A 17,242-nucleotide genomic window follows, 5' to 3' on the forward strand; every position below is an offset into this window, starting at 1 on the left:
TTTCCCTGTGCGTGTGTGTGCGTGTGCGTGTGGTCCATGAGCCGTGGGAGGCCGACAGGTGTCGAGCGCAGCCGAGCAGGAGGCGGTGGCCGGGGCGGTCGCCGCTGAGGAGGGGCGCCCGGCCGCCGTCGTGAACGGGGCGCAGCGCAAGACCCCTGCCGTGCCGGTGTGGCCGGGCGCGCCGATGCCGCTCGGCGCTCGCTTCCGGGTCGGCCCGGACGGGGTGGCGGGCACCAACTTCGCGCTGTGGGCGGGGGGCGCGGAGGCCGTCGAGCTGTGTCTGTTCGACGCGCAGGGCAAGGAGACCCGGGCCCGGCTCACCGAGCTGACGCACGAGATCTGGCACGGCTTCGTGCCGGGTGTCATGCCGGGCCAGCGCTACGGCTACCGGGTGCACGGCCGCTGGGACCCGTGGACCGGGGGCCGCTGGAACCCGGCGAAGCTCCTTCTCGACCCGTACGCGCGCGCGGTGGACGGCGACTTCAGTCTGCCGCCCGAGGTGTACGGGCATGTCCGCGACTGGCCCCAGCAGCATGTCGCCGACACCGTGCGCGACGACCGGGACTCGGCGCCGTACGTCCCGAAGGGTGTCGTCGTCCACGACGACGCCCCCGACGACGAGTGGATGGACGACCGCCGGCCGAAGACGCCGTGGGCGGACTCGGTGATCTACGAGGTGCATGTACGGGGCTTCACCGAGCTGCATCCGGGGATACCGCAGGAGCTGCGGGGCACGTACGCCGGGCTCGCGCATCCGGCGGCGATCGAGCACCTGGTGAAGCTGGGTGTGACGGCGGTGGAGCTACTGCCGGTGCACCAGTTCGCGCACGAGGACCATCTGCTGCGCAAGGGGCTGCGCAACTACTGGGGCTACAACTCCATCGGCTACTTCGCCCCCCACGCGGGCTATGCCGCGTCCGGTACGACCGGTCAGCAGGTCGGCGAGTTCAAGGCGATGGTGCATGCGCTGCACGCGGCCGGGATCGAGGTCATCCTCGACGTGGTCTACAACCACACCGCGGAGGCGGGCGAGCTGGGCCCGATGCTGTCGCTGAAGGGCATCGACAACCGGGGGTACTACCGGTTGCAGTCGGACGCGCGCAGGTACGCCGACTACACGGGCTGCGGCAACACGCTGCACGTCGTGCAGCCGCACGTGCTCCGCCTCATCACCGACTCGCTGCGCTACTGGGTGACCGAGATGGGCGTGGACGGCTTCCGTTTCGACCTGGCGGCGGCGCTGGCCCGTTCCATGCACGACGTCGACATGCTCTCGCCGTTCCTCGCCGTGATCGCGCAGGATCCGGTACTGCGGCGGGTGAAGCTGATCGCCGAGCCGTGGGACGTGGGCTCGGGCGGCTACCAGGTGGGCGCGTTCCCACCGCTGTGGACGGAGTGGAACGACCGGTACCGCAATGCCGTGCGGGACTTCTGGCGGGGCGCGCTGCCGGACGTACGGGACCTGGGGTACCGGCTGTCGGGGTCGAGCGACCTGTACGCGTGGGGCGGACGGCGGCCGTACGCCTCGGTCAACTTCGTGACGGCGCACGACGGATTCACGCTACGGGACATGGTGTCCTACGAGCGCAAGCACAACGAGGCGAACGGGGAGGGCAACCGGGACGGCTCGAACGACAACCGGTCCTGGAACTGCGGGGCCGAGGGCGAGACGGACGACGAACGCGTACGGGCGCTGCGGCGCCGGCAGTTGCGGAACCTGCTGACCACCCTGCTGCTGTCGACGGGCGTGCCGATGCTGGTCGCGGGCGACGAGCTGGGGCGGACGCAGCGGGGCAACAACAACGCCTACTGCCAGGACAACGAGATCAGCTGGCTGGACTGGGGTCTGCTGGAGGACCCGGGCTGGAAGGCCCTGTTCGACCTGACGGCCCGGCTGATCGAGCTCCGCCACCGGCATCCCGTGCTGCGCCGCCGCGCCTTCTTCTCCGGGCGGGCCCATTCGGCCGACGGCCTGCGGGACCTGGCCTGGTTCACCCTGCGCGGCTCGGAGATGACGGAACGGGACTGGTACGCCCCCGCCGCCACGCTGGGCATGTACCTCTCCGGCCGGGACATCCCGGGCCGCGACGACCGTGGCGCACCGATCCTCGACGACAGCTTCCTGGCCGTCCTGCACGCCGGCGACCGTCCGGTGACGTTCGTCCTGCCGGGGCCGCCGTGGGCGCAGCGGTACGAGGTCGTCGTCGACACCTCACGGGAGGAGCAGGGGGAGGCGCCGGGGGTGGAGCACCGGGCGGGGGCGGCGATCACGGTGCCGGCGCGGGCCGTGCTGCTGCTGCGGGTGCTCGACTGACTGAGCGGTTTGCTGAGGCGGCGTTGCAGTCCCGTGAACTACACGCCGGTTTCCTGGTCACGGGTCCCGCCCGCTGATCGACTGAGGCGCATGCCCGAGATATCCCGCCGTGCCTTCGGTGGTCTCGTCGGCGGTGGCGCCGTGACCGCCGTCGCCGCCGCGACCACCCCCGCAGCTGCCGCCGAAGCCGCCCCCGCCGAGCGCCCGTTCAAGGCCCGCCGCCCCGGCGCGTCCGGCAGGCGCCCCAACATCCTGGTCATCCTCGGCGACGACCTCGGCTGGGCCGACCTGTCCTCGTACGGCGCCCCGCACATCAGGACCCCGAACCTGGACCGGCTGGCCCGGCAGGGGGTGCGGTTCACGAACGCGTACTCCGGCTCTGCGACCTGCTCGCCGACCCGGTTCAGCCTGTACACCGGGCGCTATCCGGGCCGTACGCCGGGCGGGCTCGCCGAGCCGATCGCCAACAGGGCGCAGGGGCTGGACCCCACCCACCCCACCCTGGCCTCGCTGCTGAAGAAGGCCGGCTACGCCACCGCGCTGATCGGCAAGTGGCACTGCGGCTGGCTGCCCGACCACAGCCCCACCAAGTCCGGCTGGGACGAGTTCTTCGGGAACTTCGGGGGCGTCCTGGAGTACTTCTCCAAGCTCGGCCAGCTGGGCACGTACGACCTCTACGAGGGTGACGCCGAGTACAAGGACCTGCGGTACTACACGACCGTGCTGACCGAGCGGGCCGTCGAGTACGTGAGCCGTGACCACGACGCGCCCTGGCTGCTCAATCTCAACTTCACCACCCCGCACTGGCCCTGGCTCGCGGAGGGTGACGAGGAGACCGGTGCCGAGATCGAGGCGAGGATCCGGTCCGCGAAAAGCCAGGCGGAGGTCGGCCGGGCGCTGAACCACTACGACGGCGGCTCGGTCGAGAAGTACGCGCAGATGGTGGAGAGCCTCGACGCGGCCGTCGGTGAGGTGCTCGACACGCTGCGCCGGTCGGGACAGGAAGAGAACACCGTCGTGCTGTTCGCCAGCGACAACGGGGGCGAGCGCTACTCCTACAACTGGCCGCTCAGCGGGGAGAAGTTCGTGCTGCTGGAGGGCGGCATCCGGGTTCCGTCGATCCTGCGCTGGCCCGCCCGCATCGACGGCCGGCAGGTCAGCGACGAGCCGGTCTTCTCCCCCGACTGGACGGCGACCCTGCTGGAGCTGGGCGGTGCGCGGCCCGACCCGGCGTATCCGCTGGACGGCACCAGCCTCGCGGACTACCTGCTGCGTGGCGCGGAGCTGCCGGAGCGGGACCTGTTCTGGCGGGTGCGGGCCAATCGGGCCCTGCGGCGCGGCGACTGGAAGTACTACCGGGACGACAAGGGGGCCGACCACCTCTACGACCTCGGCGCCGACCAGCGGGAGCAGGCGGATCTCGCCCCTGACAAGCCCGAACTGCTCGCCGAGCTGAAGGCAGCCTGGGAGAAGACCGCCGGCACCCTGCTGCCGTACCCGGGCTAGCCCAGGATCCCCCGCTGGTACGCCGTGGCCACCGCCGCCGCCCGGTCCTTGACGCCCAGCTTGGCGTACAGGTGGGTGAGGTGGGTCTTCACGGTCGCCTCGCTGATGAAGAGTTCGCGGGCGATCTCGCGGTTGGACGTGCCCTTGGCGACCAGGGCCAGGACCTCGCGCTCGCGGGCGGAGAGGGGCTCGTTGCCGGCGGCCTTCGGGGTGCGGACCGCCGAGACGAGGCGGGAGGCCACGGCCGGGGAGAGAACCGTGCGGCCCTCGGCGGCGGCGCGTACGGCCGTGAACAGGTCGTCGCGCGGGGCGTCCTTGAGGAGGTAGCCCGTGGCGCCCGCCTCGATCGCCGGGAGGGTGTCGGTGTCCGTGTCGTACGTCGTCAGTACGAGGACCTTCGCGCGGGCGCCGCGCCGGGTCAGCTCGGCGATCGCGTCGACCCCGCCGCCGCCCGGCATGCGCAGGTCCATCAGGATCACGTCGGGGTCGAGGGCGGCGGCCTTCTCCACCGCTTCCAGCCCGTCGGCGGCCTCGCCGAGGACGCGGAAGCCGGGCGCGGACTCGAACATGCCGCGCAGGCCGTCCCGTACGACGGGATGGTCGTCGACGATCAGCAGGGAGATGGACGCCTCGTCACTACTCATGGCGCACCAACGGTACGCGAGCCGACACGGCCGTGCCGTGCCCCGGCTCGGACTCGACGGTGAGGGAACCGGCCATGCGTTCGGCGCGGGCGCGCATGCCGGCCAGGCCGAAGCCGCCGGCGTGGCTGCGCTCGGGCAGAACGAGCGGGTCGAAGCCCCGGCCGTCGTCGCGGATGTCGAGGATCACCTCGTCGCCGAGGAAGGACAGGGTGACGCCCACCCGGGTCGCGCGGGCGTGCCGGGAGGTGTTGGAGAGGGCTTCCTGGGCGATCCTCAGCAGCGTCGCCGAGAGTTCGTCGTGCAGTTGCTCCGTGGTGCCGGTGACCGTGAACTCGGCGCGTACGCCGGTCCGTTCGGCCCATTCGGCGACCGTGCTCTTCAGGGCCTCGGGCAGTCCGTCGTTCTCCAGGGCGACGGGGGCGAGGTTGTGCACCGAGCGGCGGGCCTCGCCGAGGCTGTGGCGGGCGAGGGCGGAGGCGCGGTCGAGGTGGGTGCGGGCGGTGGGCAGGTCGGGGGCGTTCGCGACGACCTGGAGCTGGGCGATGATGCCGGTCAGGCCCTGGGCGATGGTGTCGTGGATCTCGGCGGCGAGCCGCCGGCGTTCGTCGGCGACGCCGGCCTCGCGGGCCTGGACGAGGAGTTGGGCGTGGAGGGCGGCGTTCTCGTCCAGCGCCTGCTGGAGTGCCGTGTTGGTGCGTTCGAGTTCGGCGATGGTCTCGGCGCGGGCGCGGGAGCGTTCCTCCTGCTGCGAGGTGAGGTGGCCGACCACGGTCAGGATGACGTTGTTGACCACCAGGAGCGCGCCGAACACCACCCACTGCACGGGCTCCTTGAACGGGAGTCCCCCGGCCTGGGCGCCCGAGACGGCGATGGAGCAGGCGAACGGGCCGATCCACGGAAGGCGCCGCCCGCGCAACAGCTCCTCGGAGTCGAAGTAGCCGGTGACCGCGTAGAAGGCGAAGAACGGATTCAGCCAGGTGAGCGCGAAGCCGAGCGCCCAGCGCACGGTGTAGTACACGGCGCCGGCGGTGGACGGGCCCGGCCGGGTGCGGCTCGCCCGGACCCACCACAGCTGGAGTGCGAACCCCGCGGCGACCAGTCCCGCGACCGCGGTCCGTTCCGCCGTGTCCGGCGTCAGCTCGGCGGTGGCGGCCGACAGCAGCGTGGCGAACGCGAGCAGCCCGTACGGTCCCTTGCTGCGGAGCAGCTCCCAGCGCCGCTCGATGTCGGTGTCCACCGCGGTCATGCCACCAGTCTGCACGTCCGGCCCCTTACTCCCAGCGGAACCAGCGTGCGGCCGCCAGCGACAGCACGGCCGTCCAGGCGGCCATGACGCCGAGGTGGCCCCAGCCGGGCCAGTCCCCCGCCGTGGCCTCGTTGAGGGCCTGCGCGGCGGCGCCGAACGGCGTCAGCCCCACCACGTCGGCCATGACGTCGGGCATCGCCTGCACCGGCAGCCACACCCCCGCGCAGAACAGCATCGGGAAGAACACCGCCGTGCCGACGGCACCCGCGATCTTCACGGTCCGGGACACCGCCGAGATCACCGACCCGAGGGCCAGCGCGGCGAGGACCGCGAGCACGAGCGCGAGCAGATAGCCGTACGGCTGTCCGGGCAGTCGTACGTCGTAGGCGAGCCGCCCGACCGCGAGCGCCAGCAGCGCCGAGAGGACGGCGGCCAGGGCGTGGACCAGCATCTGTGCGGACAGCAGCGCCGACGGCCGGACCGGGGTCGTGGACATACGGCGCAGGATGCCGTGCTCCCGGTAGCCGGTGAGGCCCGCCGGCATCGACTGCACACCGGCGACGATCATGCCGACCAGCACGGTCACGGGGACGTACGTGTCGACGATGCGCAGGCCGTCGAGCCCGTCCTGGGGCTCGCGGAACGCGGGGACGGCGCCCAGGACGGCCAGCAGCGCGGGCGGGAAGACGAGGATCCAGAAGAGGCTGCCCGGTTCGCGGGCGAGCAGGCGGGCCTCGGTGCGCAGTACGGCGGTGTTCATGGCGTGGTCTCCGTGAGGTCGTCCGTCTTCGTCAGGTCCGTCTTCGTCAGGTCCGTCTCCGTCAGGTCCAGGAAGGCGTCGTCCAGCGTGGCGTCGCTGACGCGCAACTGGTGGGCGGTGATGCGGTGGCGGGCGAGCAGGGTGATCACGGCGTTGACCGTGTCGTCGCTGCCGGCCAGGGTGACCCGGCCGTCCTTGTACGCGACGGAGGCCAGCGCGGGCAGGGCGCTCAGCTCCTGTTCGTCCAGCGGCGCGGACGGCGTGAACGTGATCACCGTGGCGCCTGCGGAGCCGCGGATCAGCCCGGCCGGCGTGTCCAGGGCGGCGATCCGCCCCTTGTCGATCACGGCGATCCGGTCGCAGAGCCGCTGCGCCTCCTCCATGAAGTGGGTGACCAGCAGGACGGTCACCCCGCTGTCCCGCACCTCCTCGATGAGCTGCCAGGTGTCCCGGCGGGCCCGCGGATCGAGGCCGGTGGTCAGTTCGTCGAGGACCACGATCCGGGGGTTGCCGATGAGGGCGAGCGCGATGAACAGCCGCTGTTTCTGGCCGCCGGACAGCTTGCCGAAGCGGGCGCCGAGCCGGTCGGTCAGGCCCAGACGTTCGGCGAGCGGGCGCCAGTCGGCGGGGTTCGGGTAGAAGGCCGCGTACAGCTGGAGCGCCTCGCGCACGGTGAGCTTCTCCTGGAGGCGGCCCTCCTGGAGCTGGGCGCCGAGGACGTGCGTGACGCGGTCGTGGTCGGCGACGGGGTCGAGGCCGGTGACACGGACGCGGCCCGCGTCGGGGACGCGCAGGCCCTCGACGCACTCGACGGTGGTGGTCTTTCCGGCGCCGTTCGGGCCGAGGATGCCGAAGATCTCGCCCTCGTCGACGGCGAACGAGACACCGTCGACGACGGTTCGGCCGCCGTAGGACTTGCGCAGGTCGGTGACTTCGATGACGGACATGGCATCAGGGTCGCGGCGGGGCGGGGGCCGGCACATCGGCCGTCGCGCTCGAAGCGGCATCGGCCGATCGGTTGATGCCGCCGTACGACCCCACGCCCTCGGTCTGTACGACCCCTCGAACACGCAGGTCGTAGGACCAGCGGCCGATCGCGGACCGGCCAAAACTCGGTGGGCAGTGTCAGTGCCGATCCGTAGGCTCGCTGCTGATGGTGACGACACGTGCAACCGCCGAGGACAGCCCTGACCGTACCGGCCGATCCGACCGTTCCGCCGTGCGGACGCTGTTGCGTCTGTGGCCGTATGTGCGGCCCGTGCGGGTGCGGTTGTTCACCGCGGCGTTCGTGGCGGTCGTCGCCTCCTGCCTGACGCTGGTCATTCCGCTTGTTCTGAAGTGGATGGTGGACGGGCCCGTCGCCGACCGGGATCCGGCCGGGGTCTGGCTCGGGGCGCTGTATCTGCTGCTGCTCGGGGTCGCGGAGGCGTTGCTGTTCGGGCTGCGGCGGTGGCTGGTGGCCCGACCGCTGGCCGGCGTCGAGGCGGGGATGCGGGCGGATCTGTACCGGCATCTGCAGCGGCTGCCGGTGGCGTTCCACGACCGGTGGGCGTCGGGCCAGCTGCTGTCGCGGGGCACGACCGACCTGATGCTGCTGCGGATGTTCCTCGCGTTTCCGCTGACGTTCCTGCTGGTCAACGCCGTGACGATCCTCGTCGGCGTGATCATCATGCTGCTCCAGGACTGGACGCTCGGGCTGGTGATCCTGATCCCGGCGGTGCCCATGATGGTCACCTGCGTGATCTTCGAGAGGCGGTACGCCACGGTGGCGCGCCGCGCGCAGGACCAGGTCGGTGATCTGACGACGGTCGTCGAGGAGAGCGTGCTCGGCATCCGGATCATCAAGGGGTTCGGCCGGCACCGCAGCCAGGCCCGCGCGTTCCGCGAGCTGTCACGGACCCTGCGCGGCACGGAACTGCGCAAGGCCCGGCTGCTGGCCGCGATCTGGGGTGTCATCGTGACGCTGCCAGAGGTGGCCATCGGGGCGGCACTGGTGCTGGGCGCGATCCAGGTGGCGGACGGTCAGCTGTCGGCGGGCACGCTGGTGGCGTTCCTGTCGACGGCACTCGCGCTGCGCTGGCCCGTCGACTCGATCGGCTTCCTGCTGGCGATGAGCCAGGAGGCGGCGACGGCTACGGAGCGGTACTTCGAGGTGATGGACGCCGAGCAGGAGAAGCCGACCGCGGCTGGTACCACTGCGCCGGCCGCCACCGCCACCGGCTCAACGGGGCTCAAGGACAAGGGACTCCGCTTCCACGACGTCTCGTTCCGCTACCCCGACGCCCCCACCGACTCCCCTCCCGTCCTCACCCGCATCGGCCTCCACATCCGCCCCGGCGAGTCCATGGCCCTGGTCGGCGCAACGGGCAGCGGCAAGACCACCCTCACCGCCCTCGTCCCCCGCCTCCACGAGGTGACATCCGGCCACATCACCCTGGACGGCAAGGACATCGCCGAGCTCCCCAGAGACACGCTGCGCGAACTCGTCGCCGTCGCCTTCGAGGAGCCCACCCTCTTCTCGGCCAGCGTCGCGGAGAACGTGCTGATGGGGGCCTCGGACGGCGCGGGAGAACCCGAGTTGGAGCGGGCGCTCGCCGTCGCGCAGGCCGATTTCGCGCACGCCCTGCCGCACGGCACCGGCACCCAGGTCGGCGAGCAGGGCCTCAGCCTCTCGGGCGGCCAGCGGCAGCGACTGGCGCTCGCGCGGGCGGTGGTCGGCAGGCCCCGCTTCCTGGTCCTTGACGACCCCTTGTCCGCCCTCGACGTGCACACCGAGGCCGCCGTCGAGGCCGCCCTGCGGGACGTGCTCGCGGAGACCACCGCCCTCATCGTCGCCCACCGCCCGTCCACCGTGCTCCTGGCGGACCGCGTCGCCCTGCTCTCCGGCGGCCGCATCGCCGCCGTCGGCACCCATCACGAACTGCTGCGCACGAACGCCGAATACGCCCACCTCATGGCCGGGACCGAGGAGGCCGACCGATGACGGCGACGACCGCCACCGCACCGGACAAGGAAGAGCCGGACAAGGAAGAGCCGGCCGAGGAAGGGCCCCAATCCCCCCGGCCCGACGACCCCTTCGACCACGACGTCCTGCCCACTCCGCCGGGCGCCACCGCCGCCCTGCTGCGCTCCCTGCTCGCCCCCATGAAGGCACGAGTCGCCGTGACCACCCTGCTCCTGCTGCTCCAGCAGGCGGCGGTGCAGGCGGGCCCGCTGCTGGTGGCGTACGCGATCGACACGGCCGTACCGGCGTTCCGCCGCGACGATCTCGGGCCGCTGGTCGCGGTCGGGGCCGGCTATCTGCTGTGCGCGGTGGCGTCGGGCGTGCTGCAGTACGCGTTCATCCTGCTCTCCGCCCGCGTCAACCAGGACGTGCTGCTCGACCTGCGCGGCCGTATCTTCCGCCACGCCCAGGCCCTGAGCCTCGACTTCCATGAGCGCTACACGTCCGGGCGGCTCATCTCCCGCTCCACGACGGACGTGGAGTCCCTGCGGGAGCTGCTCGACGAGGGCCTGCAGGAGCTCGTCACCGTCATCCTCTCCTTCGTCTACATCTCGGCGATGCTGCTCTGGCTCGACCTCGGCCTCGGGGCGGTCGCCGTGGCCTCCTTCGCGCCCCTGTACCTCCTCGTACGGCGCTACCGGCGGCGCGCCGCGCGCGTGTACACCGTGCGCTCCACCGCGATCGCCACCGTGATCGTGAAGTTCGTCGAGACGATGAACGGCATCCGCCCGGTGCGCGCCTTTCGCCGCGAGGCCGTCAACGACGCCGACTTCCTGGTCCTCAACACCCGGCACGAGCGGACGAACGGCGACGCGCTGCTGGAGATGGCCCGTTACGTCGTCGGCTCCCGGCTCGTCGCCAACACGGCCGTCGCGGGGATCGTGCTGTGGGGTGCCTACCGGGTCGCGGGCGGCACGCTCGCCCTCGGTGTGCTGGCGGCGGCCGTGCTGTATCTGCGGCGGCTGTACGACCCGATCGACCGGCTCGGCATGTTCCTCAACTCGTACCAGTCGGCGGGGGCGTCCCTGGAGAAGATCGCCGGACTGCTCGCCCAGACCCCGTCCGTGCCCGAGCCGCAGGCACCCCGGCAGCTTCCGGCCCTCGAGTCGGAGCACCCCGGCCGCGAGGTCGTCTTCGACGGCGTCCGGTTCGGCTACCGCACCGGCGGCGAGGTGCTGCCCCGCTTCGACCTCACGTTCCCGGCCGGGCAGACGGTCGCGGTCGTCGGCTCCACCGGCGCGGGCAAGTCGACGCTGGCCAAGCTGCTCGCCCGCTTCTACGACCCCTCGGACGGCCGGGTCCTGCTCGACGGCGTCGACCTGCGCGAGCTCGCCGTGCCCGAGCTGCGGCGCGGGGTGGTGATGGTGACGCAGGAGGCGTTCCTGTTCTCCGGCACGGTCGCCGAGAACATCGCCATCGGCCGCCCCGACGCCACCCGCGAGGAGATCGAGCAGGCGGCGAAGGCCATCGGCGCGCACGACTTCATCAGCTCGCTCCCCGACGGCTACGACACCGACGTACGCAAGCGGGGCGGCCGTATCTCCGCCGGTCAGCGCCAACTGGTCGCGTTCGCCCGGGCGTTGCTCGCCGACCCGGCGGTGCTGATCCTCGACGAGGCGACCAGCTCCCTCGACATCCCCGGCGAACGGGCGGTGCAGCGCGCGATGTCGACGGTGCTGCACGGGCGTACGGCCGTCGTCATCGCCCACCGGCTGTCCACGGTCGAGATCGCGGACCGCGTGCTGGTCATGGAGCACGGGCGGATCGTCGAGGACGGCACTCCGGCCGAACTCGTCGCGGGGACCGGCAGGTTCGCGGATCTGCATCGGGCGTGGCGGGACAGTCTGGCGTAGTCGGGCGGCACGAGGGACGACGAACGGGGCACGGGGCACGATGATCGACGCGTACGAGAATCCGGGGACACCCGACAGTCGTGGCGGATGGCGCTATCTGTGGTGGCTCGTCATGCGCCAGCCCATGCGGTCCGCCATGGGGGCGCTGATCTCCAGCGTGTGGATGGTGCTGCTGGCGGCGACCCCGTACCTGATGTCCCGTGCCGTCGACGACGGGCTGGCGGCCGGTGACCAGGGTGCGTTGGCGGGGTGGACGGCCGCGCTGGTCGCGGTGGGGGCGTTCAACGCCTGGCTGAGCATCATGCGGCACCGCACGATGACGCGGGTGCGGATGGACAGCAACTTCCGCACGGTCAAGGTGCTGATCGGCCACGCGGTACGACTCGGCGCCACGCTGCCACGCCGGATCGGGGCCGGGGAGGTCGTCACGATCGGCGTGGGCGACGTCCAGACCATCAGCCAGTCCCTGACCGTCGTCGGCCCGGGTGTCGGTGCTGTCGTCGCCTATCTGGTGGTCGCCGGTCTGTTGGTGTCGGTGTCGGTGCCGATCGCCGTCGTGGTGCTGCTCGGGATGCCGCTGGTCGGCGTGCTCGTCGGGCCGCTGCTGGGCCGGTTGCAGGGCACGGAGACGGAGTACCGGGAGCGGCAGGGCGTACTGACCGCACGGATCGCCGACCTCGCGGGCGGCCTGCGCGTCCTCAACGGCCTCGGCGGCAAGGGCCTGGTCGCCGACGCCTTCCACCACGACTCGCAGCGGCTGCGGGCGCAGGGCTACCGGGTCGGGGCGGTGACCAGCTGGGTGCAGGCGCTCGGCGTGGGGCTGCCCACGCTGTTCCTGGCCGTGGTGACCTGGCTGGCGGCGCGGCTGGCCGCCCAGGGCGGCATCACCGTGGGCGAGTTGGTGGCGGTGTACGGCTATGTCGCGGTGCTGGTGGGGCCGGTGGCGTTCTTCATCGAGTGCGGTTACCAGGTCAGCCGTGGCGTCGTGGCGGCGCGGCGGGTCGTGGGGTTCCTGCGGCTGGAGCCGATGGCGGACACCGGCACCCGGGACGCGCCCGCGGAGCCGGCGGCGCTGCACGACCCCACGTCCGGGGTGCGGGTGCCGCCCGGCCGGCTCACCGCACTGGCCGCCGCGCTGCCGGCCGACGCCACGGCCGTCGTCGACCGCCTCGGCCGCTACGTCCCGTCGGCGGCGACCTGGGGCGAAGTGCCCCTGGGCGAGATCGCGTTACCGCAGGTCCGGGAGCGCATCCTGGTCGCCGACCACGAGGCCGACCTGTTCGCGGGCACGCTGCGGGAGCTGGTGGCCGGCCACGCGGACCGGGACGAGTCGGCGATCACTCAAGCGGTGTACACGGCAGTCGCCGAGGACATCGTCCGCGGCCTCCCCGACGGCCTCGACACCCCGATCGACGCCCAGGGCCGCAACCTCTCCGGCGGCCAACGCCAGCGCGTCCGCCTGGTCCGCACATTGCTGGCGGACCCGGAGGTGCTGCTCGCGATCGAGCCGACATCGGCCCTGGACGCCCACACGGAGGCACGGGTCGCCGAACGGCTGCACTCGACGAGACGGGGCCGTACGACGCTGGTGACGACGACGTCCCCCTTGGTCCTGGCCCGAGCGGACACGGTCCACTACCTGGTCGACGGCAAGGTGGCAGCAACAGGCACCCACCGAGAACTGCTGGCCGGAGAGCCGGGATACAGGGCCCTGGTTGCCCGGGACGAAGACGCCGAGGAGCTTGCCAGGTGACGAAAGCCAAACGCCCTCAAGGGGCGCGGGGAACTGCGCGACAAGCCACATCGCACCCGCACCCGGCAAACAACCCCAAGTCCCGAACTCGTAGCCGCACAGCCCTCCCCATCGCCGAACGGCAAGACGTACGCCAAGCCACCACCCGCCTGATCCGAGCCGACGCCCGCTCCTTCACAGCCGTACTCGCCCTGAACGCCCTCGCCGCGCTCGCCGGCCTGGCCGCCCCCTGGCTGGTGGGCCGCATCATCGACGAAGTCAGACGCGGCGCAGGCGTGACGACCGTGGACCAGCTCGCCCTGGCCATCCTGATAGCGGCAACAGCCCAGCTGTTGCTGGCCCGCTGGGCCCGCTACGTAGGCCACCGCTTCGGCGAACGCACCCTCGCCCGGGTCCGCGAGGAGTTCGTGAACCGCACGCTCGCACTGCCCGCGTCGGTCGTGGAGCGGGCCGGCACCGGGGACCTGACCGCGCGAGGTACCGCCGATGTGGCGGCCGTCGGCACCACCCTGCGCGACGCCGGGCCCGAGCTGCTCATCAACTCCGTACAGGTCCTGTTCCTGCTGGGCGCGGTCCTCGCGCTGGACCCGCTGCTCGGCGCCTGCGGTCTGCTCGGTCTGGCCGGCCTGTGGCCGGTGCTGCGCTGGTATCTGCGCCGGGCCCGCACCGGCTACCTCGCCGAGGGGGCGGCCACCTCGGACGTCGCGGAGATCCTCGCGGCGACCGCGTCCGGCGCCCGTACGGTGGAGGCACTGCGGCTGGAGCGGCGGCGGGTGACGGCGAGCCGGGACGCGCTGGAGGAGTCGCGCCGGACCCGCCTGCACACCCTCTTCCTGCGCACGGTGTTCTTCCCGTCGGTCGAGATCGCCTATCTCGTCCCCGTGGCGACGGTCCTGCTCGTCGGCGGGGCGCTGCACGCGCGGGGCACGATCAGCCTGGGCACGGTGGTGGCGGCGGCGCTGTATCTGCAGCAGATGGTCGGTCCGCTGGACGAGATCCTGATGCGGGTCGAGCAACTCCAGAGCGGCGGCGCCTCGTTCGCCCGCGTGGAGGGCCTGGCCCGCGCCCCGCAGGCGACGGACGCCGACTCCCCCACTCCCACGGACGACCGCATCGACGTGACCGGCGTGCGCTACGCCTACGACCGCGGCGGCGAGGTCCTCAGCGACGTCGACCTGACCGTTCGGCCGGGGGAACGGCTGGCGGTGGTCGGCCCGTCCGGCGCCGGCAAGACGACCCTGAGCCGGCTGCTCGCCGGTGTCGACGCGCCGACCGCCGGCTCGGTGACGGTCGGCGGTGTCCCGGTCGTCGCGCTCGGCCCGGAGCAGCTGCGCCGTCAGGTCGTCCTGGTCACCCAGGAGCACCACGTCTTCCTCGGCTCGGTCCGCGACAACCTCCGTATCGCCGAGCCGTCCGCCACGGACGAGGAGGTGTGGGCCGCGCTCACCGCGGTCGGCGCCGACGCCTGGGTACGGCGGCTGCCCGACGGCCTCGACACGACGCTGGGCGACGGCGGGCACGGCACGGACGGCTCGCAGGCCCAGCAGCTGGCCCTCGCGCGCGTGGTGCTGGCCGACCCGCACACGCTGATCCTCGACGAGGCGACGGCCCTGCTCGACCCGGCGACGGCCCGGCACACCGAGCGCGCCCTGGCCGCCGTACTGAAGGGCCGTACCGTCATCGCCATCGCCCACCGCCTGCACACCGCGCACGACGCGGACCGCGTGGCCGTGATGGAGAACGGCCGCCTCACCGAGCTCGGCACCCACGACGAGCTGGTCGCGACGGACGGGGCGTACGCGGCACTGTGGCGGTCCTGGCACGGGGAGCGGCCCGCGTCGCCCGGAACGGCGTAGGCCTGATCAGGCGATCTATGCTCGATGCCAGCACTGTCCGCTTCTCCTGGGGAAGTCCGTTGAACTTCTGGTCGCTCTACCAGCACGGCTTCGCGCGCGTCGCCGCGTGCACCGGCCACACCGTCATCGCCGACCCGCACGCCAACGCGGAAGCGGTTCTGCGGCAGGCGCGCCGGTGCGCGCAGGAGGGCGTCGCCGTCGCCGTCTTCCCCGAGCTGGGCCTGACCGGGTACTCGATCGAGGACCTGCTGCTCCAGGACGCGGTGCTCGACGAGGTGGAGCAGGCGCTCCAGTCGGTCGTGGCGGGGTCGGCGGACCTGCTGCCGGTGCTGGTCGTGGGCGCCCCGCTGCGTCATCGGCACCGGATCTACAACTGCGCGGTGATCGTGCACCGCGGCCGGATCCTCGGCGTCTCGCCCAAGTCGTACCCGCCGAACTACCGGGAGTTCTACGAGCAGCGGCAGATCGCGTCCGGTGAGGACGAGCGCGGCGGGACGATCCGGGTCGGCGGCACTGAAGTGCCGTTCGGCGTGGATCTGCTCTTCGAGGCGCAGGACGTCCCCGGTCTCGTGCTGCACGCGGAGATCTGCGAGGACATGTGGGTCCCGGTGCCGCCGAGCGCGGAGGCGGCCCTGGCCGGTGCGACGGTGCTGGCCAACCTCTCGGGCAGCCCGATCACGGTCGGGCGGGCCGAGGACCGGCGGCTGCTGTGCCGCTCGGCGTCCTCGCGCTGTCTCGCGGCGTACGTGTACTCGGCGGCCGGTCTGGGCGAGTCGACCACCGACCTGTCCTGGGACGGGCAGACCATGATCTACGAGAACGGCGCCCTGCTGGCCGAGACGGACCGGTTCGCGCTCGACGAGCAGTACGCGGTCGCCGACGTCGACCTCGACCTGCTGCGGCAGGAGCGGCAGCGGATGGGCACGTTCGACGACAACCGGCGCACGCACGCCGGGCGCACCGGCGACTTCCGGCGGGTGGGCTTCCGTCTCGACCCGCCGGCGGCGGACCTGGGTCTCAAGCGCCGGGTCGAGCGTTTCCCGTTCGTGCCGGCCGACGCCGAGCGTCTGGCCCTGGACTGCTACGAGGCGTACAACATCCAGGTCGCGGGCCTCCAGCAGCGGCTGGGCGCGATCGGCGGCCCCAAGGTGGTCATCGGGGTGTCCGGCGGGCTGGACTCCACGCACGCGCTGATCGTCGCCGCCCGGGCGATGGACCGCGCGGGCCGCCCGCGCAGCGACATCCTGGCGTTCACCCTGCCGGGCTTCGCCACCAGCGACCACACCAAGAGCAACGCCCACAAGCTGATGAACTCGCTCGGCGTCACCCCGGCCGAGCTGGACATCACGCCGACGGCGCGGCTGATGCTTCAGGAGATGGGCCACCCGTTCGCGTCCGGCGAGCCGGTGTACGACGTCACCTTCGAGAACGTGCAGGCCGGCCTGCGCACCGACTACCTGTTCCGGCTCGCCAACCAGCGCGGCGGCATCGTCCTGGGCACCGGCGACCTGTCGGAGCTGGCGCTGGGCTGGTCCACGTACGGCGTGGGCGACCAGATGAGCCACTACAACGTCAACTCCGGTGTGCCGAAGACGCTGATCCAGCACCTGATCCGCTGGGTCATCACCAGCGGCCAGTTCGACGAGGAGACCGGCAGGACACTGGCCGCGATCCTGGACACGGAGATCAGCCCGGAGCTGGTGCCGGGCGAGGAGATGCAGTCGACCGAGTCGAAGATCGGGCCGTACGCGCTGCACGACTTCACGCTCTTCCAGGTGCTGCGGTACGGCTTCCGCCCGTCGAAGATCGCCTTCCTGGCCTGGCACGCCTGGCACGACCCGGACGCCGGCGCCTGGCCGCCGGGCTTCCCCGAGGCCAAGCGGGTGGCGTACGACCTGGCGGAGATCAGGCGTTGGCTGGAGGTCTTCTGCCGTCGCTTCTTCGCGTTCGCACAGTTCAAGCGCTCGGCGATGCCGAACGGGCCGAAGGTCTCGGCCGGCGGTTCGCTGTCGCCGCGCGGCGACTGGCGGGCGCCGTCGGACGGCAACGCGGCTGCGTGGCTGCGCGATCTCGCGCGCTTCGACGATTGACGCGTCCGATCCGTTTATCGAACGTGAACTCCCGGACAACGAACGATTTCCGGCCAACTTCCTGACGCGGTCCTGACAGAAACCGCAACCACCTGCCACTCTTCCCACGGCCGCGACACAGCAACCCCACAGCGCCGTCACACTGCGGCGCCCGCGGCTGAACTCCGCACGCGCACGTCGAGTTTCCGCACGCGCACGTCGTTCTGCGTACCACTT

11 protein-coding genes are annotated in these 17,242 nt (G+C 72.0%); 7 read left to right on the top strand and 4 right to left on the bottom strand.

What is annotated here, in order from left to right; translation table 11 throughout:
• Window positions 1–58 precede the first annotated feature (58 nt).
• Together glgX and OG331_RS17120 are read left to right on the top strand one after the other, a co-directional pair.
• Complete coding sequence (gene glgX / locus OG331_RS17115; protein WP_406197022.1) at window positions 59–2,314, top strand: glycogen debranching protein GlgX; 2,256 nt, start codon at window positions 59–61, stop codon at window positions 2,312–2,314.
• A 90-nt stretch (window positions 2,315–2,404) separates the two neighbouring features.
• Window positions 2,405–3,820: a sulfatase gene (locus OG331_RS17120; protein ID WP_406197024.1), complete on the top strand. Its 1,416-nt coding sequence runs from the start codon at window positions 2,405–2,407 to the stop codon at window positions 3,818–3,820.
• Here OG331_RS17120 and OG331_RS17125 read toward each other — a convergent pair.
• The 4 genes from OG331_RS17125 to OG331_RS17140 are packed head-to-tail and all read right to left on the bottom strand — an operon-like array spanning window position 3,817 to window position 7,417.
• Complete coding sequence (locus tag OG331_RS17125) at window positions 3,817–4,464, bottom strand: response regulator (protein WP_406197027.1); 648 nt, start codon at window positions 4,462–4,464, stop codon at window positions 3,817–3,819. The two genes, OG331_RS17120 and OG331_RS17125, sit on opposite strands and share 4 nt — an antisense overlap.
• Window positions 4,457–5,710: a sensor histidine kinase gene (locus OG331_RS17130; RefSeq protein ID WP_406197029.1), complete on the bottom strand. Its 1,254-nt coding sequence runs from the start codon at window positions 5,708–5,710 to the stop codon at window positions 4,457–4,459. Before OG331_RS17130 ends, OG331_RS17125 begins: the two co-directional genes overlap by 8 nt.
• Before the next feature lie 25 nt (window positions 5,711–5,735).
• Window positions 5,736–6,470, bottom strand: coding sequence for an ABC transporter permease (locus tag OG331_RS17135; protein ID WP_406197031.1), 735 nt, complete (start codon window positions 6,468–6,470; stop codon window positions 5,736–5,738).
• Window positions 6,467–7,417, bottom strand: a complete 951-nt coding sequence (locus tag OG331_RS17140; protein WP_406197033.1) for an ABC transporter ATP-binding protein — start codon at window positions 7,415–7,417, stop codon at window positions 6,467–6,469. The genes OG331_RS17135 and OG331_RS17140 overlap by 4 nt, the downstream gene beginning before the upstream one ends.
• A 206-nt stretch (window positions 7,418–7,623) precedes the next feature.
• Here OG331_RS17140 and OG331_RS17145 point away from each other — a divergent pair, with 206 nt between their 5' ends.
• The 5 genes from OG331_RS17145 (at window position 7,624) to OG331_RS17165 (ending at window position 17,026) form a co-directional block, all read left to right on the top strand.
• The gene (locus OG331_RS17145) at window positions 7,624–9,453 is read left to right on the top strand and encodes an ABC transporter ATP-binding protein (protein ID WP_406197036.1); all 1,830 of its coding nucleotides are present in this window, start codon (window positions 7,624–7,626) and stop codon (window positions 9,451–9,453) included.
• A complete protein-coding gene (locus OG331_RS17150) occupies window positions 9,450–11,327 on the top strand; it encodes an ABC transporter ATP-binding protein (protein ID WP_406197039.1) in 1,878 nt (625 codons plus the stop codon). Before OG331_RS17145 ends, OG331_RS17150 begins: the two co-directional genes overlap by 4 nt.
• A 40-nt stretch (window positions 11,328–11,367) precedes the next feature.
• A complete protein-coding gene (locus OG331_RS17155; protein ID WP_406197042.1) occupies window positions 11,368–13,080 on the top strand; it encodes an ABC transporter transmembrane domain-containing protein in 1,713 nt (570 codons plus the stop codon).
• 110 nt (window positions 13,081–13,190) lie between these two features.
• Window positions 13,191–14,936, top strand: a complete 1,746-nt coding sequence (locus OG331_RS17160) for an ABC transporter ATP-binding protein (RefSeq protein WP_406210070.1) — start codon at window positions 13,191–13,193, stop codon at window positions 14,934–14,936.
• 59 nt (window positions 14,937–14,995) lie between these two features.
• Window positions 14,996–17,026, top strand: a complete 2,031-nt coding sequence (locus OG331_RS17165; RefSeq protein WP_406197045.1) for an NAD(+) synthase — start codon at window positions 14,996–14,998, stop codon at window positions 17,024–17,026.
• Window positions 17,027–17,242 lie beyond the last annotated feature (216 nt).

It is taken from the genome of Streptomyces sp. NBC_01017, assembly GCF_045162795.1.
GTDB classification, from domain to species: domain Bacteria; phylum Actinomycetota; class Actinomycetes; order Streptomycetales; family Streptomycetaceae; genus Streptomyces; species Streptomyces machairae.

Excerpts from the sequence above, each read along its gene's own strand:
- OG331_RS17145 (WP_406197036.1), top strand. The coding sequence starts at position 7,624 with ATGGTGACGACACGTGCAACCGCCGAGGACAGCCCTGACCGTACCGGC.
- OG331_RS17120 (WP_406197024.1), top strand. The coding sequence starts at position 2,405 with ATGCCCGAGATATCCCGCCGTGCCTTCGGTGGTCTCGTCGGCGGTGGC.
- OG331_RS17150 (WP_406197039.1), top strand. The coding sequence starts at position 9,450 with ATGACGGCGACGACCGCCACCGCACCGGACAAGGAAGAGCCGGACAAG.
- OG331_RS17130 (WP_406197029.1), bottom strand. The coding sequence starts at position 5,710 with ATGACCGCGGTGGACACCGACATCGAGCGGCGCTGGGAGCTGCTCCGC.
- OG331_RS17155 (WP_406197042.1), top strand. The coding sequence starts at position 11,368 with ATGATCGACGCGTACGAGAATCCGGGGACACCCGACAGTCGTGGCGGA.
- OG331_RS17140 (WP_406197033.1), bottom strand. The coding sequence starts at position 7,417 with ATGTCCGTCATCGAAGTCACCGACCTGCGCAAGTCCTACGGCGGCCGA.
- OG331_RS17135 (WP_406197031.1), bottom strand. The coding sequence starts at position 6,470 with ATGAACACCGCCGTACTGCGCACCGAGGCCCGCCTGCTCGCCCGCGAA.
- OG331_RS17125 (WP_406197027.1), bottom strand. The coding sequence starts at position 4,464 with ATGAGTAGTGACGAGGCGTCCATCTCCCTGCTGATCGTCGACGACCAT.